Source organism: Paenibacillus sp. YN15, from assembly GCF_003285005.1.
Taxonomy (GTDB): Bacteria; Bacillota; Bacilli; order Paenibacillales; family NBRC-103111; genus Paenibacillus_AR.
The window spans coordinates 225,479-247,603 of sequence record NZ_QMFA01000006.1 but is presented as its reverse complement, the minus strand read 5'-3'; the positions used below and the strand labels follow the sequence as shown (position 1 = coordinate 247,603).

The following is a 22,125-nucleotide window of genomic DNA, read 5'->3' as shown; positions in this document are numbered from 1 at the left end:
CCTTGCCCTTCCCACCTCCCGCTAAACGCAATTATTACTGCCGGCAGACTTACAGCTACATGGTAATCGGATTGCCCGGAAGGGGCAACATACATCTTTCCCACCGCTAACCAAAAGTCAAAAGCCCCGTCCAACGGCAAAAAACCGGCGCATCTGCCTGCGCCGGCCCGCTAAAAAGGGTGCTGTCTCTTGATTAGTGAGCCCCAAGGTGCCCTTTATCCCCATCAACGGTGTTCAAATGATTATGGGACAAAATTTGATCCACCTCATGCTTCACCCCGGGGTCTTCCTTAATAAGCTCCTCGACCTTGTCCAGGGATTGGCTGGTTTCCGGTTCCTTGTGGGTTCTGAGTCCCCGGTCCGCCATGGACATCATTGCCTTGTCCACTACTTTGGAGAAATTGTCCCCCATTTGGGAAAATCCCATCAAAACCGTTTTGTTGGTTCTGTTCATATACATGGCTGCCGCCGCGCCAGCCGCTGCGCCTACCAGAAAGCTTGTCAACCGCATTGAATGTCTCCTCCTTTTGAATGGGCGATTTTCTTTCGGGTTTATTTTCGTCCCCCGGGCCAACAGTTATGTGAGAAAAAAATAGGGAGCCGCGCGGCAGATCAGGCGCGAAGTATGGTAAAATAAGTCGGAAAGGTGGTTTTCCCATGAATCCAAGCACAAAACAATTCCCTAAACTCACCTCAGCCTTGGCTGCCGCGGCTGCAGCCGCGCTTTTGCTGGCCGCCTGCGGAACCCAGGCAACCGAGAACTCAGGAGCATCTGCCGCTCCCGCATTCAGCGCATCCGCCGCTGCAGCGCCGACACCGTCACCGGCAGCAAGCCCCGCCGTTTCAGCTCCGGCCCTGCAGCCGACTGCAACCGTTGAGACTGCGGCAAGCTCCTCTCCGGCGGTTGCCGCCAAACAATACAAGATCAATAAAAATTATGATGTGGTTCCCTTGGACACCGCTCCCGAGGCCAATAAAAAAGTGGTGCTGCTTACCTTTGACGACGGGCCCAAAAAAGAGGATATGCTGACGCTGATCCTGGATACACTGGATAAGCATAAGGCCAAGGCCATTTTCTTCGTCAACGGGAACCGGATCAAGCAGAATCCCGATTTGCTCAAGCTGATCCATGAACGCAAGCAAACCATCGGCAATCACACATGGGATCATGTGGACCTGAAGAAGGAAGCGCCGGAAAAGGTGGACCAGCAAATCGGCGATGTGCAGACCATCGTGAAGGAGCTCACCGGCGAAGCGCCCAAGTTTTTCAGACCGCCCAACGGGTCCGGCAGCGATTACGTCCGGGAAGCGGTGAAAAAAGCCGGCATGGTGTATATGACCTGGTCCAACGGCTCTTTGGATTGGGATACCAAAACCGCCGATAAACCCCAGGAGGTTATCGATAACGTGCTTAAGCAGCTCCACCCCGGAAGCAATATTCTGATGCACGAGCTGGCCTGGACGGCCGAGGCGCTGGACAAGCTTTTGACCGAGCTGGAGGCTAAGGGCTACAGCTTTGTGGACCCGGGGACAATTGCATTGGAGTAATCCCCCTCCGCCCCTGGGCCAGCGGGCTTTCCCGCATAAGCGCCTGAGAAAGACATGGCGGAAGACCACCGCCATGTCCTGTTTACGTTGTGGTGGGCCACCGTGTGCTGGCCTGATCTGCATCCCCACCCGTCCCCCACCGGAGGAAAATGGCCTGCCTTACCACCTTCTCTCTGCACCCGGAAGAGCGTAACGGAACTGTGCGACTCTTAAAGCGGCTTTTACCGCTTTTTCTCGCTGTAAACGGAAGCAGGAAGCCCTTATTCCCCGCCACGGCCTGATTTCCGCCCTATTTTCGCCGAATCAGGAATGCAACGGTTTCTTATTTCCGTTATTCCATCCGCACTCCTGTTTTCACCACCATAAGAGTCGCTCAGTTCCGCAACAGCAGTCTACCGGCCTGTCTTATGACGATTCCCAAGTGCCGCAAGCTGCGAAAGGGCTCCCCTTCCCCGGAAATCTATAAAGTCTATAATTAAAAAGCCCCGCGCCGGTGCAAACCGGTTCGGGGCTTTCGCTTATTTTAGAGGTACTCGTTTTCGTGGCGTGCCTTCAGGCGGACCCAACGGCGTTCCACTTCGGCTTCAAAGGCTTTATAGGCTTCGGCATATTCCGGTTTAACCATATGCTTGGTTTTGCCCATGGTTTTCAGCCAGTCGGACAGCGGAACCCGCTTGCCCTTCTCTTCCGGATTGTAGGTGATGGTGGTGATGCCATGCTCGATTTCCATAAGCGGGAAGAAGCAGGAATCCACGGCAGCGCCGATAATGGAGGTGCCTTCCTTCTCCTCGGACAGCCAGTTCAGCGGGCAGGTGATGAGGATTTTACCATAAACCAGACCCTCATTCTGTGCATACCATTGTGCCTTGGCCGCTTTCTTCACCAGGTCCTGCGGGAATGCTTCGGAGCCTGTGAAGACGTAAGGAATATTGGTAGCAGCCATAATTTGCGCGGTGTCCTTGTGGTGGAACATCTTGCCTCCCTGATGCTTGCCTACGTTGGAGGTAGAGGTTCTGTGACCCAGCGGTGTGGAGTAGGACAACTGGGCGCCGGTATTCATGTAACCCTCGTTATCATACTCCAGGATAATCATCTTGTGGTTCCGGAGAGCAGCGCCGATGGCCGCGCCCATACCGATGTCCATGCCGCCGTCGCCGGTGACCATCACAAAGGTAAAGTCGTCCTTCAGACCCAGATGATCCAGCTCGCCGCGGGCTTTGCGCTGCCAGAAGGCTTCCACTACGCCGGACAGGGTAGCGGCGCCGCTTTGGAACAGGTTGTGGATATATGTGGCCTTATGGGCCGAGTAGGGATAGCCGGTGGTAACAACCATGGCGCAGCCCGTATGGAACAGGGAAACGATATCCCCTTCAATTCCCTTGAAGAACAGCTCCAGACCGGAGAAAATGCCGCAGCCGGGGCAAGCGCCGTGTCCGGGAGCGATCCGCTTGGGCTTTTTGGTCAGGGCGCGGAGGGGCGGAACCTTCACGTTCAGCTTGCCGGAAGCCTCGTCCTTGGTTACGGTGATCAGACCGGTTTTCAAATCCTCGAACTTCATGGGGTTCAGAACCCGCTTCGGCTTCTTGTCCGGGTCGCCGGGAGTGTGTCCGTGGTAAGCAAACGGAACCTCAACCTTGCCCTTGGCAATGGCGTCCAGAGCGTATTGGAACATGGCGTGGCCGTCTTCGGCGTAGAAGTCCTTGCCGCCCAGGCCGTAAATCCGGCTGACGACCATTGTGGACGAATTGCCATGGGTGAAAAGCGCCGCCTTGATTTCGTTAACCATGTTGCCGCCGTAAGCGCCGTAGGAATCGGCACGGTCGCCGACGGTGATGGCCTTCACATTTTTCAGAGCCTCCACAATTTCCTTCTGCGGGAAAGGACGGATCATGTTCGGCGCAATGGAGCCGGCCTTGATGCCCTTCTCGCGGAGCTGGTCCACCACGTCCTTGATGATTTCCGAGGAGGAGTTCATCAGGAATACGGCCACTTCCGCGTCTTCCATCCGGTACAGGTCCAGCACCGGATAGTCGCGGCCGGTCAGTTCCTTGTATTCCTGGCGGATGCGGTCGTAAACCTTGCCTGCGCGGTACATGGCTTCGGATTGCTGGAAGCAGTTGTTGATGTAGTCCGGCTCGTTCATGTATGGGCCGACGGTAATCGGGTTGTTGCGGTCCAGCACGTCGGGGTAGCCCAGCTTTTGTGGCGGCTCGCCGATAAAGGCGTGTACGTCCTCGCGCTTGGCGAAGGTTTGCACCCGGCGCTTCTGGTGGGAGGTGAAGTAGCCGTCGGAAGCAACCAGCACGGGCAGGCGGACTTCCGGATCTTCAGCCAGCTTCACAGCCAGAATGTTCATATCGTATACGGCTTGGGGATCGCGGCACATCAGGATCGGCCAGCCGGTATTCAGCGCATAATACAGGTCGGAGTGGTCGCCGTGGATATCCAGCGGGCCGGATACGGAACGGCAGACCAGGTTCAGCACCATGGGGAAGCGGGTACCGGATTGCACCGGCATTTGCTCCAGCATGTACAGGTAGCCGTTGGCGCTGGTAGCATTGAATACCCGGGCGCCGGCAGTGGACGCGCCATAACAGATGCCCGCGGAGCTGTGCTCGCCGTCGGCGGGGATCAGCTTCACGTCATGCTGGCCGCTGGCCTTCATCAGGTCCAGGAACTGCGCCACTTCTGTAGACGGAGAAATCGGGAAATATCCCATTACGTGATAGTTGATCTGGTGGGCGGCGTACGCGGCCATTTCGTTGCCGGATTCGTACACCATCCGTTGTTCGACTGTGCCTTCGGTGGCTTCTCTCTTTATCTCGATAGACATAGTAATCCTCAGCTCCTCTCTTAATTAAACGTTGGCCGCAAGGTCGAAGCGGTGCGGTACGCGGTGCTCTTCGCCGTAGTTGCCTTCCTCGCGCTCGCCGGTGAGGGCTTCGGTGGGGCAGGCGATGACGCACTTCAGGCAGCCTTTGCAGTATTGGTAGTCAATGCCCTGAAGGAACATCTGCGGACGTCCCCTCTTATCCGGCTGTTCTTCCCAGACAAAGCAGAAGTCGGGGCAGACATTATCGCACGCGGCGCAGTGGATGCACTTGTCTTCATGATAATGGGGCATCATACCGGACCGGGAAATGGACAGGTTCTTCAGAATGCTGTTGCCGGGATTGACGATGACGCCGCCCATGGGCTGGGTCTCATAGCCCAGGACCGGAGTGTCATGGCGCACGAATACCGGGAAGGCATCGCCTTCCTCCAGCTTGAAGGTTTGGAATTGCACTTCGTTATAAGCCCGCTCGAAGGTGCGCAGCGCAGGCTCAACGGCTTGCGGGTACTTCTTCTCCAGAGACTTGCGGATAACGTCGCGCATGATTTGCGGATCAAGGAAATCGACGATTCTGAAGATCGCGCCCATCATGGCCATGTTGACCTTGTTCTGCTCCTCCAGAGCAATGCCGATGGCGTCAATTACCGCCACGGTTCCCGCCTTAAGCTTCAGCTTGGCCTTTACCTCCTCCGGGGTGCCGGTGGAGTTGACCAGAATGATGCTGTCCTCGGTTACGCCGCTGGTGACGTCCATAGTTTTGTATAGGGATTCGTGGAACACAACCACTACATGAGGATGCTCAACCGGTGTGGTATCCCGGATTTGGGTGTCGATATCGCAGAAGCGGATATGCGCCTTAACCGGAGATCCCTTTTTTTCCGAGCCATAAGAAGAAAAGCTGACACCATTCAGGCCTGCGCCGACAACGCCTGCCTCAGCCAGCATCTTGCCGGCCAGGTTAGCGCCCAGGCCGCCGATGGATTCCATGCGGACTTCAAAAAATCCGAGATCATTCTTCTTGGGTAAGATAGACATATAAGTGTTATCCCCTTTCTTCCTTGATTCAAAGGAAGTATATATAACCCGATGAAAATCATTGATTCCCGTCAGGCAAAACAACGTGGCAAAATGGTGAAAAAATAAAATTAATACTCTTTACAAATGATTATAACAATTACTGAAATGAGTAGCAACAGTTTTTATTGGCCGTCCAGGGCAAGCTTTCATGAAAGCGCAGCAGCATCCCAAAAACTGTGCTTACGCCTGCAAAATAAGGAAAAGCCGGTCTGTTCTTTTTTCATTATAGATATATAACAGCCCATTGTAAATGTGTAATACAGCCAAAGGAACAAATGAATTTTTTCACATTCCTTCGAGGTACTTCAAAACAATCAAAATCACAATCAGCGATGTGAAAACGCCCACCAGAAATCCGTAAAAGCGCCTGCTCCATTTGCGGCCGTCAGTGGAATGAAGCCTGCTCCGGGGAGGCAGCTCCGCCTCCTCCAGCTCTTTATCCGTCATGATGCCTCCTCCTTCCGGAATCTCAATATCAGCCCCATCACCAGATCGATGACAAAATGCGCAAGGATCGGACACCAAAGGGTTCCCGTTTCCTGATAAATCCATCCTAATCCATAACTGATGCCGAAGACAAGTCCAGTCGGCACCCAATGGCGCAAGTAGCGGACATGGATGGCGGCGAATAAAATGCTTGTCCAATACGGCCCCCAGGCATGCTGGACGGCGCCGCGGAAAAGCAGCTCCTCGCAGAGGGCGGCGACGGCGGAAATAAGCGCAATATGCCATACGGCCCGGTTGCCGAACAGCATTTTATTGATGCCGCCGTCATCCGCCGCCTCCTCGGGCACCCAGCGGGAAACCAGCATATCCGCCAGAAGCACCGCTGCACCGAAGCCGATTCCCCAGGCCGCCGCCGTCCCGGGATGAGGAATATGAAACAGACGGAGCGGATTTTGCCTTTGGAAGAGGAAGATAATAAGCGCGAAAGCCAAAGTAAGCGCTTGGGTCATATACAGATTAATCAGAAGCAGCCTGTCCTGGCCGGCATCTATTTCCAGAGTCCTGCGTAATGCATCACGAAATTTCAGTTTTTTCACCTTTTTTCCAGTCCATTCTACTTATTTTCTTTTGGCAGTTTATCCCCTATACTTAACTTATGTCGAATCGAGTCGTTGATAACACTGTTGACAAAGGAGCATTTGGAATGGATAAACGCTTGACGAGGTCGGACTTTGTTTTTATTCTGGTCTTTATCTTCATGCTTATTTTCGCCCTGGGCGCTTTTTTCTTCGGCATGAAAATCGGCACAGACCGAACCGAGGCCAAGTACTACGATTTGGTGAAGCAGCGCAGAGAAGCCGGCGACCAGACCGCCTACAACCAGTCGTACCTCGTATCCTTTTATCATACCGTATATTTGCCGTTTCGAGAATTCAATTTGAAGTGGACCGAAAGCATGAATCAAATCGAGAGCCAGACCGGAGGCACGGATGCCTCCTCCCTGCTGAAGAGCCTGTCCAAGCTGGCCGAGGACAAATACCAGAGCACCCTGACCCAGACGGTGCCCGATACCTCTCCCCTGCTGGTGGAAGCCCAGGAGGAATATCTGAAGAGCCTGAAGCTCTTCAGCAAAGCCGCGGACAACATGCAGGCCAAGGCCAACCAGGTGGCCCCCACTGTGCTCATCGGCAATATCGGCAAGGACGCGTCCTTTACCGAAGCTATGAATTACGCCCTTTCCGCGCAAAAGAAATATTTTGACTCCATTGTCAAATGGCATCAGCTGATGGATTCCTCCGCCAAGGGCACGGAGGTGCTGAACGGCGAGCTGGCCTTTAATGATTGGAGCCAGCTGGACCTGAACCTGAAAAATGCCTATTTGGCCGGACTGCTGATCCAGTCCCGGACCTTCAGCTCCTATACCCCGCAGGATGTGACTCTGCGTGTGGACGACATGATCGTAAGCGGCCAGGCCAAGAAGCTGAACCTGACCACCGTTCCCCAGGTGGTGGAGCTTCTCATCAGCACCCATGCGGTGCGCCCGGGAGATTTCGTTCAGGGCAAGAGCAAATATTACGGCGGCGAGCTGCTTCCCCAGCTTCCGTTTTTCTCCAAAATGGATTAAGGTACAGGTTTTCGCTTATGCCCAAACCCATAAAAGATTTTTGTTGACAGGTTTGACGCGTCATGTTACATTATGAAAAACATTAACACGACAAAGCATTGAAGGAACAACGTATTAGGAAGCCTTCAGAGAGCCGGTGGGTGGTGCGAACCGGCGGCCGCAATAATACTGTCCATTCCGGAGCAGATGTACGAACCCGCCTCGCCGCGGCCAAGTATATCCGGCAGGAAGCCGTTATCTTCTTCTATCGGTCAGATATCATGACCGGCTAAGGCTGCACATGCGAATGTACAGTGAACAAGGGTGGCACCACGGAGATCAAACTCCCGTCCCTTCTCGCTCTTTTGAAGCGGGAAGCGGACGAGGAGTTTTTTTGTTGTACCGCCAGCGTCCCCACCAGAGCCGGCGGAATGAAGGAACATAAACAGGAGGGAAACGAAAATGGTAAAGGTACTGGTATTGGATGGAATCAGCGATCAAGGTGTTCAGTTGCTTAAGGATGCTCCCGATGTTCAGGTGGACATTAAGGCCACCATGCCTGAGGATGTGCTGGTGGAGGTTATCGCCGACTATGATGCCGTTATGGTCCGCAGCCAGACCAAGGTCAACGCCCGGGTAATGGAAGCCGCCAAAAACCTGAAGGTTGTGGGCCGCGCCGGGGTCGGTGTAGACAACATCGATCTGGAAGCCGCCACCAAACGCGGCATTGTCGTGGTGAATGCGCCGGACGGCAATACCATTGCCACCTGCGAGCTGACCTTCGGCCACATTCTCGGCCTCTCCCGGATGATTCCCCAGGCGTACAAAAAAACCGTAGGCGGAGAATGGGACCGCAAAACCTTCGTGGGCGTGGAGCTGCGCAACAAGGTGCTGGGCATCATCGGCATGGGCCGGATCGGCAGCGAGGTGGCCAAGCGGGCCAAGGCCTTCGGCATGAATGTTATCGGCTTCGACCCCTTCATGACCGACAAGCGGGCCGAGGAAATCGGCGTGAAGCTGGGAACGGTGGATGAAATTGTCCGCAATGCCGATTTCATTACCGTGCATACGCCGCTGACCAACGATACCCGCAACATCATCAGCCGCCCTCAATTCGAAGTGATGAAGAAGGGTGTGCGCATCATCAACTGCGCCCGCGGCGGCATTATCGACGAAGCCGCGCTGGTGGAAGCCATCGATGCAGGCATTGTGGCCGGAGCAGCCTTTGACGTATTCATCAAGGAGCCGCCGGAAGCCGACCATCCTTTCCTGAACCATCCGAAGATTATCGTTACGCCTCACCTGGGTGCATCCACTGTGGAAGCCCAGGAGAACGTGGCGGTGGACGTTTCCGAGGAAATCCTTCATATCCTGCGCAACGAACCCTTCAAAAACGCGGTCAACATGCCTTCCGTACCGGCCAACGTGCTGAAAAAGCTGCAGCCCTTCTTCAATCTGGGCGAAAAGCTGGGCAAGGTTGCCGGACAGCTGGCCGACAACGGGCTGCATGAGATTGCCATCAACTACGCCGGAGAGCTGGCCGATGTGGATGTGAATCCGTTGACCCGCTACATTGTGCTGGGTGTGCTCTCCAATCATCTGGGCGAAGAGGCCAATGTGATCAACGCCCTGCATCTGGCCAAGGCGCGGGATATCAACGTAGTGGTAACCAAGACCTCCGCCACCAAGAGCTTCACCAACCTGGTCACCGTTACGCTGAAAACCGACGACAAGGACAGCGCAGCCGCCGGCACCCTGTTGGCCGGATACGGCGAGCGGATCGTCCAAATCGGCCAATATCCGGTGGATATTTCTGCAGACGGCCATGTCCTCTTCATTGCCCACAACGATAAACCGGGCATCATCGGCAAGGTGGGCACCCTGCTGGGCGACACCGGCGTAAACATCGCCACCATGCAAGTAGGCCGCAAGGTTGTCGGCGGCGACGCCATTATGCTTCTGACCATCGACAAGGAAGCGGACGACACTCTCCTTAACGCGCTAAAGAGCCTGCCTGAGATCACTACCGCCAAGGCCGTCCGGCTGTAAAACATCCCCCAAAAGTGACGTGATGCTTTGCAGCGAAATCCGAGTACTTTTGGGGGAGCCCCCGAAGTCCTCAAAATTGTTTCACGAGAATCAATAATATCCTGTGGATTTCAACAAAAAGAAGCATTGTTCATGGAAGACGGAACAATGCTTCTTTTGTTGCTTCTACGGATCAAGCGGCAATATGACAGAAAATGTCGTCCCTTGCCCCACGATGCTGCGGACATTAACGGAGCCTTGATGGGCCTCCACAATATTTTTCACGATGGCCAAGCCCAAGCCTGTCCCGACTGTGGCGCCCCGGAGACGGGCCTTGTCGGCCTTGTAGAAGCGCTCGAAGATATAAGGGATATCCTCCGGCGGAATGCCCTCCCCCTCATCCTCCACCTCAATTAGGGCAGCGGAGGTATCCTGGTACGTCAAGGTCTGGTAGCGAAGGTAAATGGCCTTGCCGGGCATGGTATGCCGGATGGCATTGCCCAGGAGATTGGTGAACACCTGCTCCAGGCGGTCCTGGTCGGCCTTCTGGAGCACAACCTCGTCCGGGGGCGGCACACATTCCAGCCGGATATCCTTCTCCTTGCACAGAGCCAGGAACTTCCGGTGCACCCGCCGGAACAGGGGCGCCAGCTCCACCGGCCCCAGGTTCATCTCCATATGGCCGGCCTCCATTCTGGCCAGGTCCAGCAGATCCTTCACCAGTCTCCCCATACGCAGAGATTCGTCGTAAATCACCTGAGCCAGGTCGTGCTTCTCCTCCGGGGTGCCGGCAATATCATCCAGCAGCGCCTCGCTGTAGCCCTGCAGCATGGACAGGGGCGTTCGCAGCTCATGGGATACATTGGCCACAAAGTCCTTTCGCAGCTTCTCCAGGCGGTGCTCCTCCGTCACATCCCGCAGCACGGCCACCGCCCCCCGGGCCCGCTTATGGGAATACAGGGGGGCCATAACCACCGACCACACGCCCTGCCGGACATGGAGCTTGGTGGTCACCACCTTGGTTTCCTGGATCACTTCATCGAAAAGCAGCTGAAGCGGCTCCGGAATGGAATTGGCCGCCCCCCCCTCCGGATCGGGATCATTCCACATAATTTCGCCCCATTCCTTCAGAATGGTCTCCCCCTGGGGATTGGCGAAAATCACCTTATGCTTCGTGTCAAAGGAAATGACTGCGTCAGACATGCTCCGCAGCACCCGGGACAGATTGGCTTTTTCATTGTTCAGGAGCTTGATGGTTTCCTCCAGCTGCTCGGCCATTAAATTGAAGGTCCGGGCCAGCTCCCCCAGCTCGTCGTGGGAGCCCACATACACCCGGGTGGAGTATTGTCCCTGGGTGATCAGATTGGCGGCCTGCCTCAGTTGCTTCAGCGGTTTGGTCAGCCGGGTAATGAGGAAGAAGGCAAAGAAGGTCGTCAGCAGAAAGCCCATAAAAGAGGCCAGAGCAAACAACCGCTTGACATAATCCTGCAGGCTTTCGGAGGATTTGATGGGCTGGTACATCACAACAGAGCCGGTGACCTCATCGTTGTCCGGCCCCGTCACCGGGATGGCAATAGCCAGATACTCCTCCTTGTTCCCATCCTCGGCGGAAGCAAAAAAACGCTTTTGGATGACCACTCCCTGCAAGGCCTGCTGCTGCTCCAGCGGGGTCAGAATGTCGGACATGAGCAGCGCCTCTTCCGATGTCCCGGAAGGGCTGCGGAGATATTGCATGCCGATGCTCTGGGCGTCCAGCACATCATTCATGGCGGCAAAGTAGCTGCTGTCATGGCTCCTGTCGGATAATTCGTCCACAATTCTGAAGGCCAATTGCTCCAGATCCCGCTGCTGCTCGCCCAGCTTGGGGAAATTGGTGTCGATGTAGCGGTAAAGAAACAAGCCCAGGATTATGAGCACAACAGCAACCAGGCTGATAATGGTCATCCAGAGCTTGCCTACGATGTTCTGCAGAATACTCACTTGGGAACCTCAAGCTTGTAGCCGACACCCCATACGGTAGTGATCATGGCGGCGGCGTCCGGCGAGACCTTGTTCAGCTTCTCCCTCAGGCGCTTCACATGGGTATCCACCGTCCGCAGGTCCCCGAAAAACTCATAATTCCATACATCCTTCAAGAGCTCCTCCCGGGAGAATACCTTATCCGGCGAGATCGCCAGATAATGCAGAAGCTCATACTCCTTCGGCGTCAATGCTACCTCCTGGCCGCCCGCAGTCACCCGGTGGGCGTCATGCTCGATAACCAGATGGGGAAATACAATGTTATTGCTGGAATTGGCATCCTTGGACAAATAGGCTGTAGCGGATGAGCGGCGCAGGATGGCCTTGACCCGGTAAATCACCTCGCGGGGGCTGAAGGGCTTGACCACATAATCGTCGGTGCCCACTTCAAATCCCTGCACCCGGTTGGCTTCCTCCCCCTTGGCCGTCAGCATGATAACCGGCGTCGCCTTGAACTGGCGGAGACGGGAGCAGACCTCAATTCCATCGATGCCGGGAAGCATCAGGTCCAGAAGAATCAGGTCGTAGTCCTTCTCCAGCGCCAGCTGCAGGGCGGTCTCCCCGTCCTCGGCCTCCTCAATGCCATACCCCTCCTTCTCCAGGTACATGCGAAGAAGCCGGCGGATTCTTTCTTCGTCGTCGACAATCAATATATTCAATCCAAGATCTGCCAAGCCGCAATCACTCCTTTATCGAAATATCCTGCTCGGTATCATGTGAAATTTAGGACATGTTATGACAAATTATATTATACTCCGGCGCAAGAGTGAAGTCCCGTAATAACTAAATTTACCCCGGGGGCTGTCTTATGACTCCGAAGGGAGCAGATTTGGCCNCCGGGGGCTGTCTTATGACTCCGAAGGGAGCAGATTTGGCCGAATTTTCGTTCCAGGCAAGGCACTTTTGTGAAGGCGTACCGGGGGTACGTCAAGCAAAAGTAACGAAGCAGGGGGCGAAAAGGCGGTGAAAGATGCCCCTTTAGCGGGTTGTAAGACAGGCCCTAATCCGCGCAAACAAAACAATTATAATTCCTCAGCCCTCAAGCCGGGCCGGTCTAACGGGAATCCAGCATGGATTCCACCGCGCTTTCGATGGTGGCCTCGTCCATTTGTCCGATAATAATGGTATAAATCCGGCCGTCGGGCTGAATAAAGAATGTGGTCGGATATTGATTCACGCCGTATGCCTCGCGGACAACGTCATCCGTATCCAAATAAATGGGGAACTGAATGCCCAGCTGCCGGACAAAGTCTCTGACGGTGACGGCATCCTCCCCCAGGTTCATGCCCACCACGCCTACGCCCCGCTCCGCCCACTTGGCGGCTTGGCGCTGCAGGGCCGGCATCTCTTCCTTACACGGCGGGCAGAAGGTGCCCCAAAAGTTCAACACCAGCGGCTTGTCTGCCCAATCGTTCAAGCTGCGCCGGGTGCCGTCCAGATCAGCAACCTTGAACTGGGGCGCCCGGTCGCCTGCCCGCGGGATGCGCTCTTTATTGAACAGCGCATTGCCGATAGCCAGTCCTCCGGCCAGGATAACCAGCGCCAGAATCGCAATCTGCATCCATTTTTTGCTTCTCAAAAGCTCCGTTCACCTGCCTTCACCCGACTGCTGTCTGCTGTACGCAAAAAAGCCGGGGCCCAAGGGCCTTCCGGCACGTTTCGTCCGTTACTGCGGGTCAGTCCCGCCTGCACCGGGAGCCTGCACAGCGGCAGCGGCGGCTTCCTCCCGCAACGCCTGCACTTCCTTCTCCGTCAGGGCTCTGTACTTGCCGCGGGGAAGTCCCCCCAGCTCCAGCGGCCCGAACATCACCCGCTTCAAACGGATCACCGGATGATGCACCGCCTCGAACATCCGCCGCACCTGCCGGTTGCGGCCTTCGAAGATGGTAATGACTACAACCGTTTCATTCTTGTCAGGGTTTATATCGTAATAATCCGCTTCCGCCGGAGCGGTCATCCCGTCATCCAGCTTGACCCCCGCCTTCAGCTTGTCCAGGACAGAGCCGTGAAGGTTGCCCTTCACTGTAGCCAGATAGGTCCGCGGCACGTGATTCCGGGGATGGGTCAGCAGATTGGCGAATTCTCCGTCATTGGTGAGAATCAGCAGCCCCTCCGTATCGTAATCCAGACGCCCGACCGGGTACACCCTTTCCTTGACTCCCGGCAGAAAATCCGTCACCACCTTGCGGCCCTCCGGGTCCGTGGCGCTGGTAATGACGCCCTTGGGCTTGTTCAGCATCAGATAGGTCTTGCTTTGCGCCTTAATGGCCCTGCCGTCCACCTTGATTACATCCGCCGCAGGGTCCACCTTGACGCCCAGTTCCCGCACCACCACATCATTGACCTGAACCCGGCCTGATGTAATATATTCCTCGCATTTCCGCCGGGAGGCAATCCCGGCCTGAGCCAATACCTTCTGCAATCTTTCCATTCGTCGTCTGTCACCTCATGCTAATGATACCCGTCCTTCTCGGAAATCACAAGCATGGACCACGGAAAAAATGAACCGGGACATTCCTCGGAATGGGAATAAATGTCCTTCATTGTAAAATGCAGCAGCCCGGACAAGCGCAGAGCCAGCTTCACCAGGAGAAACATCTGCTCGGCAGTCTCCTTGGACCAGGCGGCGGCAGGCTGGGAGAAGTCCCCCTCCAGACAGATATGGATGTAGTTGGGATCTGTGGGCGCTGTCGCAGGGATAATGGAGCCATTTTTCATAATCATGTAATCATAGCCTTTGCCGTTAATGGCGCTGCATGCGGAATGATGGACGATGATACCCGCAGCATTCATAACCTACACCTCCGCTTGCTCTCTCGGGTGCTTTTAGTATATGAATCCGCAGGCGGGGTGGTTCAGGCAAAAACCAGATAACATACGGCAATGGCGGCGGCGAAGCCGATGAGATCGGATATCAGGCCCACCTTCAGGGCGTAGCGGGATTTGCGGATGCCCACGGCGCCGAAATATACGGTCAGCACATAGAGCGTCGTATCGGTGCTGCCCTGAATGGTGGAGGCGATCCGCCCGATCATGGAGTCGGGACCGAACTGCTTGAACAAATCCACCGTGTAGGCCAGGGAGCCTGTCCCGGTGATCGGCCGCAGGATGGCCAAGGGCAGCACCTCCGCGGGAATACCTATCAGCCTCAGCAAGGGCTGGATCTGCCCGATGATCAGATCCATGGCTCCCGAAGCGCGGAACACGGAAATGGCCACCATCATCCCGACCATGTGGGGAATAATCCGGATCGCCGTATCGAAGCCGTCCTTGGCCCCTTCCGTGAAGGTTTCGTAGACGGGCAGTTTTTTGTAGGCGGCATATAAGGGAATAAAGACAATCACCACCGGGATCGCCCACATGGAGATCAAGGAAACAATTGCGTACATGGTCGGTCATCCTTTCCCGGCGGGAAAATTCTTCCGTTGATACCACTTGTCCAGAATGATCGCGGCAGTTGTGGCAATGGCGGTGGCAATGAGAGTGGTGCCGACAATTTCGGCGGCGTTCACGGAGCCCATGGACAGGCGGTAGGCAATAATGGTGGTGGGAATCAGCGTAATGCTTGCCGTATTGATGGCCAGGAGGGTACACATGGCGGCAGTCGCCTCTTCCTTCTGGGGATTGAGCTTTTGCAGCTCCTGCATGGCCTTGATGCCCATGGGGGTGGCGGCGTTGCCAAGCCCCAGGATGTTGGCGCTCATGTTCGACATAATGTAGCCCATAGCCGGATGATCCGGCGGAACGCTGGGGAAGAGCAGCCGCACCACAGGCCGCAGCAGCCGGGCCAGCTTCTTCACCAGCCCCGCATCCTCGGCAATGCGCATGATCCCCAGCCAGAATACCATGATGCTGATGAGTCCGAAGGATACGGTAACGCCGGTTTTGGCCCCGTCGAATACCGCCTGGGTAACGGAGTCGATATTGCCCTGGATAGCCGCAACAATAAATCCGGCCACCAGAAAAAACAGCCATATCCAATTGACCATGCTTGCGGCCTCCTCTGGATTTGTTTTCTCCCGACCTGCCCTTTAAATGCCGGCAAACAGCGCTCTTACAACCTGCTCCAGATTGGCAAACCAGCCCCGTCCGCCGCCTGCAACGGCAGCCCCCTGTCCAAAGGTTTGGCGGCTATCCATCTCCTGGGCCAGCCTGGGGCTGCCTTCGGGATATACCGGAACCGAGCCGATGGTCTTGCCGTTAAGGGTCAGGGTCAGCGTACCGGCCAATCCCAGACGGTATTCCGCGGAATTGGCGTCCTGGCGCTGGAGTGTTCTGGCAATACCGGAGGCTTCCCCCTCCGCCAGCGCGTACTGAAAGGAATGTCCGGCGACCAGCCCCGGCTCCAGCGCCTCGCCCTTCTGCACCAGCGGCGTCAGCTTATAATGGGAAAAGCCCCAATCCAGCAGATTCCGGTGGTCCAGCCAATCGTTGGGATCGTTCAGGGTCACTATGGCAAGCTGCTGCCCGTTGCGGGTGGCGGAGGAAACCAGGCAGCGTTTGGCGATTTTGGTATAGCCCGTTTTGACCCCGTCCGCCCCATCGTACATATTCAGCATTTTGTTTTTGTTGCTCCACACATGATCCCAGGATTCCGTCGGATTGGGGACCTTTTTGACCTCTGTCTTGACAATCTCCTGGAACACGGGATTCTGCAGGGCATATGCCGTTAGCCTGGCCATATCATTGGCGGTGGAATAGTGGTCGTTATGATCCAGCCCGTGGGGATTCATAAAATGGGAATGCTCCATGCCCAGCTCCCGGGCCTTTTCATTCATCAGATAGACAAACCCTTCCTCCGAGCCGCCTACATGCTCGGCGATGGCGGTAGCGGCGTCATTGCCCGAACGGAGCATAAGACCGTACAGCAGGTGATGCAGGCTCATTTCCTCGCCCAGCTTCAGGTAAATGGAGGAGCCCTCCTTGCCGAAGGCGTTCTTGCTGACGGTTACCTGATCGGACAGCTTGCCCTGCTCAATGGCCACGATGGCCGTCATAATCTTGGTCAGGCTGGCAATCCGCATCCGCTTGTCCCCCTGCTGCGCATACAGAAGCCTTCCAGATTTCACATCGATCAACGCGGCCGCCTCCGCACTGGTGCCCGGCTTGGAGGGCTCCGCCCGGACAAGGGCCGCTCCTGTGCCCGCTCCGGCCCATAATGCAAAGGCGATACATGCTGCCAGCAGCTTTTTCATTGGTTCTAAGCTCCTTCCACCCATACTTGTGCCAACCCCATACTTGTACCATCAATATATGCTTGACCCGCCTCGAACATGCCCACCGGAGCCGCCTGCTCCAAAAGCAAAAAAAACCATCCCCCAAATGAATATGCGCAGTACACTGCATTTTCGCAAAAAAAAGCTGCACCCGGCTCCAGGCACGCGCCTGTGGGATGCAGCCATATATGGACAGATAAAATGGATTACGGGTCAGATGCTGGAGTCATGGGCTCCCGGCAGGCGGGAGGAATCATTCGGATCATGGTCCGCCGCCCCAACTCTGGTTCCTCTCAGCATACTTTGGATTTTCTCCACCACTTGGGGAGCGGAATCGATCAGACGTTCATAAATATGGGTTTGGTTGTCCAGCGGCACTACCTTTACACCCAGCTTGTTCACCACCAGGAAGGCAATTGGGGTGATGGACACACCGCCGCCGCTGCCGCCGCCAAAAGGCAGCATCACTGTGGCATTGTTGGCATCATTGCCGTTTTGCTGGCCATCGCTGCCTGACGATTCCTCCATGCCCCCATAGAATTCGCTGCCGCCTGCCGCGAAGCCAAATCCGACGCGGCTTATTGGCATAATCACACTGCCGTCGGGGGTCTCCACCGGGTCCCCCACAATCGTATTGACGTCAACCATTTCCTTGATATTTTCCATGGCTACTTTCATTAACCCCTGAATCGGATGTTCGGCCATGCGGTCTTCCTCCTTCTCGTTCGTAAACGCATGATTGGCAATCCATCAGCAATAGCATTTCCGAACGCCGCGGGTTGTATGTAAGGAGCTGCGCTTTCCGAAAGCATACGCTTTTCGTCGCAGTCTCTAAGCCCGTCAGACTTCAGGCGGTTTGGACAAAATCTTCTGCCAGGCCTTGAAGCTTCCCTTGTTTTTCAAGGCCCGCACCATAAACAGCACGAGAGAAGCGCAGGCCTGGTCAAACCGCATCTGGCCCTTCCACTTCAGCTCCGTAGTAAACACCGCCTGCCCGTAATCCGGGATCACCTGGATCTTCGGATTGCCGCAGCGCTTGATATGAGTAAACAGAAAGGTCAGGAGCGAGGATTTCAGAGTCCAGACAATCCCCGTGGTGATAGCCGTCTCCGGCGCATCCCCCAGCCCGATCCGGGTGGTCCAGTGCAATTGGGTGCAGGTAACCTTGGACATGGTGTCGTACAGCCAATCCCGCATGTGGTAGGTCGCCTCTACAAAAATTTTGGCTTTCTTGAAATACTGGATCACCTTGTCCTTGTTGACTTCCTGGGTTCCTTCCGCCATAAGCCGGTCTCCCCGCTCATTCACATGCTCTTCCTTAAAAGTAATCCCTTTGCCCAGCCCCTTAAAAGCAATAACCGGCACCTCCAAACGGTACTGGACCAGGCCGTAGACAGCCTTGCAATAGATATACAGCCGGTCGTTGTCCTTGACCCGGGAATAAAACAACTCAAAGGATACCTTGCTTGCCAAAAGCGCAATTGCCACAGCAGCGCCAACAGCAAGCGTCCACCCCCACCATGTCATGCACAAGGCCCCCTTTTTGCCCATGCCGAAGACAATTCATCCCCCAAAAGTGAAAAAAGTCCCGACCGGGCTTCCATGCCGCAATTGGCATGAAAACCGTCAATCGGAACTTATTGTATCCTGATGGGCCCAAGGGCATTCGCCTGCTTAAGGCTCCAATTCATCCATGGTCATCTGCTTGGCCGCAAGCTTCCCGAACAAGAGCTGGGTTTCCTCCTCCAAATCCACCTCATGCTCAAATTGGGAGGAATCCGGCAAATCCTGGAGCCCCTTCAACGCAAAATAGTCCAGGAAGGACTTGGTCGTGCCATATAAAATGGGTCTGCCCACCGCATCGGCCCGTCCTTTTTCCTCAATCAGATCCTTGGCTACCAGCGTCTGCAAGGCCCGGTCGCATTTGACCCCCCGGATTTCCTCAATCTCCACCCGGGTAATGGGCTGCTTGTAGGCCACAATGGACAAGGTTTCCAGAGCGGCCTGGGACAGGGCTGCACGGGTAGGCGACGCAGCCAGCCGCTCCAGATAGGGGGCATGGGCCGGAAGTGTGGTCAGCTGCAGGGCGCCGGCAATCTCCACAATCTGGATGCCTCTGCCCTTCTTCTTCAGCTCCGCCTTCAGCTCTTCCACCAACGAAGCGGTGTACTTCACATCCAGCTCCAGCACCTCGGCCAGCTGCTTCACCTCCAGACCTTCATCCCCGGCGGCGAACAGCAGCCCCTCAATAATCGACTTCAATTTGGGCAACTGCATCCCAGCACCCTTCCTCTCTTGCCTGAATCACAATATCCTCGAATAATTTATGCTGATAGCAAACAACGGTTTTCATCTTCATCAGCTCCAGGAGCGCCAGAAAGGTCACTACAATCTCCTCCCTGGTATTCTCCGGAGACAAGAGCCGCGAGAACAACAGCTTGCCTCCCGCCTCCTGGAGAATCTCCACCACCTGAGTGATCCTGTCCTTCACGGAGATTTCGTCCCGCTGGATCATGGCCACCCGGTTGCGGCTGATCTGCTTCTTCAGCGCCTTGCGGAAAGCCAGCAGCAAATCCGCCAGGTCCAGCCCCTCAACAGGGTTGGACGGCGCCTGATGGACATAAGGGGTCAGATCCACCGCCTCACGGGTGTAGATGAGACTTCGCTCGGCTTCCTTTTCCCGGAGATGGTCGGCGATGTCCTTATACTTGCGGTATTCGATCAGCTTCTGCACCAGCTCGTCCCGCGGGTCGAAGCCGTCCTCCCCGTCCAGCCAGTCCATATCGTCCGGCATAAGCTCCACCGGCGGCTTGGGAAGAAGCATCTTGCTTTTAATTGCCAGAAGTGTCGCGGCCATCACCAGAAACTCGCTGGTGACCTCCAGCTCCAATTCCTGCATGCCGTCCAAAACCTCCAGATACTGGTCGGTAATTTCCTTGATCGGGATATTGTAAATATCCACCTCGGCCTTATCGATGAGGTGCAGCAGGAGGTCCAGCGGGCCTTCGAAGGTTTCGAGCTTGAAGGTCACCTTCATGGTCATTCGCTCCTTACGGCAGCTGCTTCAGCAGGTTGGCCATTTCAATGGCCGTTACCGCAGCGTCCCAGCCTTTATTGCCGGCTTTGGTGCCTGCGCGCTCCACAGCCTGCTCGATGGAGTCGGTGGTCAATACGCCAAAAATGGTGGGTACGCCCGTTTTCATATTGACGGCGGCTACTCCCTTGGACACCTCGGCGCAAACATAGTCAAAATGCGGTGTGGAGCCGCGGATCACCGCGCCCAGGGTAATCACGGCGTCGTACTTGCCGCTTTGGGCCATCCGTTGGGCCGCAAGGGGAATCTCGAAGGCTCCGGGAACCCAGGCAACTTCCACTTCCTCATCCTTGGCGCCATGGCGCTTCAGCGCGTCCAGCGCCCCGCCCAGCAGCTTGTTGGTAATAAATTCGTTGAACCGGCCGATGACAACTCCATAACGCAGGCCTTCCGATACTAAATGTCCTTCATACATGTGTCCCATATTCATCTCATCCTTTCGGTTTCGTCGCAGCAGCGGTTGTTAAATCATCATGGAACGAGAGCAGGTGCCCAAGCTTCTCCCGCTTGGTGTGCAGGTAGCGGGTGTTGTCGATGTTCTCCATCATCTGCAACGCTACTCTTTCGACAACCTGCAGCCCGTATCCTTCCAGTCCTTTAATTTTTCTTGGATTATTCGTCAGCAAGCGGATTTTTTCGACACCCAGGTCCTTCAGAATCTGCGCTCCGATGCCGTAATCCCGCAGATCCGCCCCAAAGCCCAGCTGCAGATTGGCTTCCACCGTATCCATGCCCTGCTCCTGGAGCTTGTAGGCCCGCAGCTTATTGATCAGGCCGATGCCCCGGCCCTCCTGGCGCATGTACAGGAGAACTCCCGAGCCGTGCTCGTCAATCTGCTTCATGGCGGATGCCAGCTGGGGTCCGCAGTCGCAGCGGTGGGAGTGGAACACATCGCCGGTCAGACATTCGGAATGGACCCGCACCAGAATCGGCTCCTCCGGATTGATGGTTCCTTTCACCAGCGCCACATGCTCCTTCTGGTCCACCTCATTGGTGTAGGCAATGGCGGTGAATTCGCCAAAATCCGTGGGCAGCCGCACCTCCACCTCGCGTTTGACCAGCTTTTCCTTTTCGTTGCGGTAGTGGATCAGATCCTCGATGGAGATCAGCTTCAACTGATGCTTCTGGGCAAAAATCCGCAGATCGGGAAGCCGGGCCATGGTGCCGTCCTCCTTCACCACCTCGCAGATGACGGCTGCCGGATAGGAGCCGCACATCCGGGCCAGATCGACGGCCGCCTCGGTATGGCCGGCGCGGCGCAGGACACCGCCCTTCTTGGCGATAAGCGGGAAGATATGGCCGGGACGGCGGAAGTTTTGCGGCCGGGAGGACGGATCAATAAGCCCCTTCACCGTTCTGGCCCGCTCAAAAGCGGAAATGCCGGTGGTGGTATCCGTATGGTCCACCGAAATGGTAAAGGCGGTGCCGTGGTAATCCGTATTGTGGTGGACCATCAGATCCAGCTGCAGCTCATGGGCCCGCTCCTCGGTAATGGGCACACAGACCAGCCCCCTGGCCTCGCGGATCATAAAATTGATCACCTCCGGCGTCGCCTTGTCCGCCAGAACGATCAGATCCCCTTCATTTTCCCGGTCTTCATCGTCTACCACCAGAATCGGCTTGCCCAGCATCAGGTCGTAGATCGCCTCTTCAATGGCATCCAGCCCTTTGTTCTCTTCCATCTCCATCACTCCCTAATATGTTGTAAAAATGTTTGTAGCTACTCAGCTGTCTGTTTGGAAAAATTGTGTTTTAAAGGGACTTAGGAGTCCTTATTGTCTGCCGCGGGCACCATTCCGCTGCTGTTAACTGCTTTTAGTGACAACATCTCTCCGATGCATAGTAGATGGTGGTGAGGATGTTGGGAATATGGAATAATATAGAATATCCATAATGTAAAAGTACATTTATTTCATCAGTCAGCTGCTGGAACGGAGGGTCATCATGCAAAAGTGCATCTATTTTATACGGATTTTAGCTTTTTGGCGGTTTTAAAAGAAAATAACTGTACTTTTGCATTATCGGAGCGAAAAAGTGGGATCCGGCCAAAAATAACTGCACTTTTGCATGATAACATGGTAGGTGCTGGAGCCGCGGCAGAAACTCCCCCAAAAGTAATCGGAATATGCTACAGAGCTTCGCTTCACTTTTGGGAGTTATTTATCGGGAGCTCCCCCAAAAGTAATCGGTATACGCTACAAAGCTTCGCTTCACTTTTGGGGGTTATTTATCCGGGGGCTCCCCCAAAAGTAATCGGTAT

22 protein-coding genes are annotated in these 22,125 nt (G+C 55.4%); 3 read left to right on the top strand and 19 right to left on the bottom strand.

Going from position 1 to position 22,125, the window contains the following annotated elements; genetic code table 11:
• Positions 1-193: 193 nt before the first annotated feature.
• A complete protein-coding gene (locus tag DQG13_RS08025) occupies positions 194-511 on the bottom strand; it encodes a hypothetical protein (protein WP_113019227.1) in 318 nt (105 codons plus the stop codon).
• A 146-nt stretch (positions 512-657) separates the two neighbouring features.
• Between DQG13_RS08025 and DQG13_RS08020 the strand changes: the two genes are divergently transcribed.
• On the top strand, positions 658-1,548 hold the full coding sequence (locus DQG13_RS08020) for a polysaccharide deacetylase family protein (protein ID WP_113019226.1): 891 nt from the start codon (positions 658-660) through the stop codon (positions 1,546-1,548).
• 523 nt (positions 1,549-2,071) lie between these two features.
• Here DQG13_RS08020 and DQG13_RS08015 read toward each other — a convergent pair.
• From DQG13_RS08015 to DQG13_RS08005, 4 genes are all read right to left on the bottom strand, one after another.
• Positions 2,072-4,381, bottom strand: a complete 2,310-nt coding sequence (locus tag DQG13_RS08015) for a thiamine pyrophosphate-dependent enzyme (protein ID WP_113019225.1) — start codon at positions 4,379-4,381, stop codon at positions 2,072-2,074.
• A 24-nt stretch (positions 4,382-4,405) separates the two neighbouring features.
• A complete protein-coding gene (locus DQG13_RS08010) occupies positions 4,406-5,416 on the bottom strand; it encodes a 2-oxoacid:acceptor oxidoreductase family protein (protein WP_113019224.1) in 1,011 nt (336 codons plus the stop codon).
• A 327-nt stretch (positions 5,417-5,743) separates the two neighbouring features.
• Complete coding sequence (locus DQG13_RS30700; protein WP_181592639.1) at positions 5,744-5,905, bottom strand: hypothetical protein; 162 nt, start codon at positions 5,903-5,905, stop codon at positions 5,744-5,746.
• Positions 5,902-6,501: a CPBP family intramembrane glutamic endopeptidase gene (locus DQG13_RS08005; RefSeq protein ID WP_258525529.1), complete on the bottom strand. Its 600-nt coding sequence runs from the start codon at positions 6,499-6,501 to the stop codon at positions 5,902-5,904. The genes DQG13_RS30700 and DQG13_RS08005 overlap by 4 nt, the downstream gene beginning before the upstream one ends.
• A gap of 107 nt (positions 6,502-6,608) precedes the next feature.
• On the opposite strand from DQG13_RS08005, the gene DQG13_RS08000 reads away from it, so the two are divergent.
• Together DQG13_RS08000 and serA are read left to right on the top strand one after the other, a co-directional pair.
• Positions 6,609-7,529 (top strand): hypothetical protein, encoded by a 921-nt coding sequence (locus DQG13_RS08000; RefSeq protein WP_113019223.1) that lies wholly within the window; start codon positions 6,609-6,611, stop codon positions 7,527-7,529.
• Positions 7,530-7,970: 441 nt separating this feature from the next.
• Entirely contained in the window at positions 7,971-9,557 is a 1,587-nt protein-coding gene (serA, locus tag DQG13_RS07995) for a phosphoglycerate dehydrogenase (RefSeq protein ID WP_113019222.1), read from the top strand.
• Positions 9,558-9,722: 165 nt separating this feature from the next.
• Here serA and DQG13_RS07990 read toward each other — a convergent pair whose 3' ends face one another.
• From DQG13_RS07990 to DQG13_RS07925, 14 genes are all read right to left on the bottom strand, one after another.
• On the bottom strand, positions 9,723-11,516 hold the full coding sequence (locus tag DQG13_RS07990) for an ATP-binding protein (protein WP_113019221.1): 1,794 nt from the start codon (positions 11,514-11,516) through the stop codon (positions 9,723-9,725).
• The gene (locus tag DQG13_RS07985) at positions 11,513-12,229 is read right to left on the bottom strand and encodes a response regulator transcription factor (protein WP_113019220.1); all 717 of its coding nucleotides are present in this window, start codon (positions 12,227-12,229) and stop codon (positions 11,513-11,515) included. Before DQG13_RS07985 ends, DQG13_RS07990 begins: the two co-directional genes overlap by 4 nt.
• A 380-nt stretch (positions 12,230-12,609) precedes the next feature.
• A complete protein-coding gene (locus DQG13_RS07980) occupies positions 12,610-13,134 on the bottom strand; it encodes a redoxin domain-containing protein (RefSeq protein WP_258525528.1) in 525 nt (174 codons plus the stop codon).
• Positions 13,135-13,221: 87 nt separating this feature from the next.
• Positions 13,222-13,986, bottom strand: coding sequence for a pseudouridine synthase (locus DQG13_RS07975; RefSeq protein WP_113019219.1), 765 nt, complete (start codon positions 13,984-13,986; stop codon positions 13,222-13,224).
• 20 nt (positions 13,987-14,006) lie between these two features.
• Positions 14,007-14,348 (bottom strand): peptidoglycan recognition protein family protein, encoded by a 342-nt coding sequence (locus DQG13_RS07970; protein WP_113019218.1) that lies wholly within the window; start codon positions 14,346-14,348, stop codon positions 14,007-14,009.
• 62 nt (positions 14,349-14,410) lie between these two features.
• Positions 14,411-14,944, bottom strand: a complete 534-nt coding sequence (locus tag DQG13_RS07965; protein WP_113019217.1) for a spore maturation protein — start codon at positions 14,942-14,944, stop codon at positions 14,411-14,413.
• Between the two features lie 6 nt (positions 14,945-14,950).
• Positions 14,951-15,544 carry a nucleoside recognition domain-containing protein gene (locus DQG13_RS07960; RefSeq protein WP_113019216.1) on the bottom strand — a complete coding sequence of 198 codons (594 nt, stop codon included), beginning with the start codon at positions 15,542-15,544 and terminating at the stop codon, positions 14,951-14,953.
• Positions 15,545-15,586: 42 nt separating this feature from the next.
• The gene (locus DQG13_RS07955) at positions 15,587-16,750 is read right to left on the bottom strand and encodes a D-alanyl-D-alanine carboxypeptidase family protein (protein WP_113019215.1); all 1,164 of its coding nucleotides are present in this window, start codon (positions 16,748-16,750) and stop codon (positions 15,587-15,589) included.
• A 234-nt stretch (positions 16,751-16,984) separates the two neighbouring features.
• Entirely contained in the window at positions 16,985-17,476 is a 492-nt protein-coding gene (gene ytfJ, locus DQG13_RS07950; protein ID WP_113019214.1) for a GerW family sporulation protein, read from the bottom strand.
• A 135-nt stretch (positions 17,477-17,611) separates the two neighbouring features.
• Positions 17,612-18,298: a DUF2953 domain-containing protein gene (locus tag DQG13_RS07945; RefSeq protein ID WP_181592638.1), complete on the bottom strand. Its 687-nt coding sequence runs from the start codon at positions 18,296-18,298 to the stop codon at positions 17,612-17,614.
• Positions 18,299-18,445: 147 nt separating this feature from the next.
• Complete coding sequence (gene scpB, locus DQG13_RS07940) at positions 18,446-19,048, bottom strand: SMC-Scp complex subunit ScpB (protein WP_113019212.1); 603 nt, start codon at positions 19,046-19,048, stop codon at positions 18,446-18,448.
• Positions 19,017-19,808, bottom strand: a complete 792-nt coding sequence (locus DQG13_RS07935) for a segregation and condensation protein A (RefSeq protein ID WP_113019211.1) — start codon at positions 19,806-19,808, stop codon at positions 19,017-19,019. The genes scpB and DQG13_RS07935 overlap by 32 nt, the downstream gene beginning before the upstream one ends.
• 13 nt (positions 19,809-19,821) lie before the next feature.
• On the bottom strand, positions 19,822-20,289 hold the full coding sequence (ribH, locus tag DQG13_RS07930) for a 6,7-dimethyl-8-ribityllumazine synthase (protein WP_113019210.1): 468 nt from the start codon (positions 20,287-20,289) through the stop codon (positions 19,822-19,824).
• A 7-nt stretch (positions 20,290-20,296) separates the two neighbouring features.
• Complete coding sequence (locus tag DQG13_RS07925) at positions 20,297-21,547, bottom strand: bifunctional 3,4-dihydroxy-2-butanone-4-phosphate synthase/GTP cyclohydrolase II (protein ID WP_113019209.1); 1,251 nt, start codon at positions 21,545-21,547, stop codon at positions 20,297-20,299.
• Positions 21,548-22,125 lie beyond the last annotated feature (578 nt).

Bases quoted from the DNA above. Each gene is read 5' to 3' on its own strand.
- DQG13_RS08025 (WP_113019227.1), bottom strand. From the start codon at position 511: ATGCGGTTGACAAGCTTTCTGGTAGGCGCAGCGGCTGGCGCGGCGGCA.
- DQG13_RS08020 (WP_113019226.1), top strand. From the start codon at position 658: ATGAATCCAAGCACAAAACAATTCCCTAAACTCACCTCAGCCTTGGCT.
- DQG13_RS08015 (WP_113019225.1), bottom strand. From the start codon at position 4,381: ATGTCTATCGAGATAAAGAGAGAAGCCACCGAAGGCACAGTCGAACAA.
- DQG13_RS08010 (WP_113019224.1), bottom strand. From the start codon at position 5,416: ATGTCTATCTTACCCAAGAAGAATGATCTCGGATTTTTTGAAGTCCGC.
- DQG13_RS30700 (WP_181592639.1), bottom strand. From the start codon at position 5,905: ATGACGGATAAAGAGCTGGAGGAGGCGGAGCTGCCTCCCCGGAGCAGG.
- DQG13_RS08000 (WP_113019223.1), top strand. From the start codon at position 6,609: ATGGATAAACGCTTGACGAGGTCGGACTTTGTTTTTATTCTGGTCTTT.
- serA (WP_113019222.1), top strand. From the start codon at position 7,971: ATGGTAAAGGTACTGGTATTGGATGGAATCAGCGATCAAGGTGTTCAG.
- DQG13_RS07975 (WP_113019219.1), bottom strand. From the start codon at position 13,986: ATGGAAAGATTGCAGAAGGTATTGGCTCAGGCCGGGATTGCCTCCCGG.
- DQG13_RS07970 (WP_113019218.1), bottom strand. From the start codon at position 14,348: ATGAATGCTGCGGGTATCATCGTCCATCATTCCGCATGCAGCGCCATT.
- DQG13_RS07965 (WP_113019217.1), bottom strand. From the start codon at position 14,944: ATGTACGCAATTGTTTCCTTGATCTCCATGTGGGCGATCCCGGTGGTG.
- DQG13_RS07960 (WP_113019216.1), bottom strand. From the start codon at position 15,544: ATGGTCAATTGGATATGGCTGTTTTTTCTGGTGGCCGGATTTATTGTT.
- DQG13_RS07955 (WP_113019215.1), bottom strand. From the start codon at position 16,750: ATGAAAAAGCTGCTGGCAGCATGTATCGCCTTTGCATTATGGGCCGGA.
- ytfJ (WP_113019214.1), bottom strand. From the start codon at position 17,476: ATGGCCGAACATCCGATTCAGGGGTTAATGAAAGTAGCCATGGAAAAT.
- DQG13_RS07945 (WP_181592638.1), bottom strand. From the start codon at position 18,298: ATGACATGGTGGGGGTGGACGCTTGCTGTTGGCGCTGCTGTGGCAATT.
- scpB (WP_113019212.1), bottom strand. From the start codon at position 19,048: ATGCAGTTGCCCAAATTGAAGTCGATTATTGAGGGGCTGCTGTTCGCC.
- DQG13_RS07935 (WP_113019211.1), bottom strand. From the start codon at position 19,808: ATGAAGGTGACCTTCAAGCTCGAAACCTTCGAAGGCCCGCTGGACCTC.
- ribH (WP_113019210.1), bottom strand. From the start codon at position 20,289: ATGGGACACATGTATGAAGGACATTTAGTATCGGAAGGCCTGCGTTAT.
- DQG13_RS07925 (WP_113019209.1), bottom strand. From the start codon at position 21,547: ATGGAAGAGAACAAAGGGCTGGATGCCATTGAAGAGGCGATCTACGAC.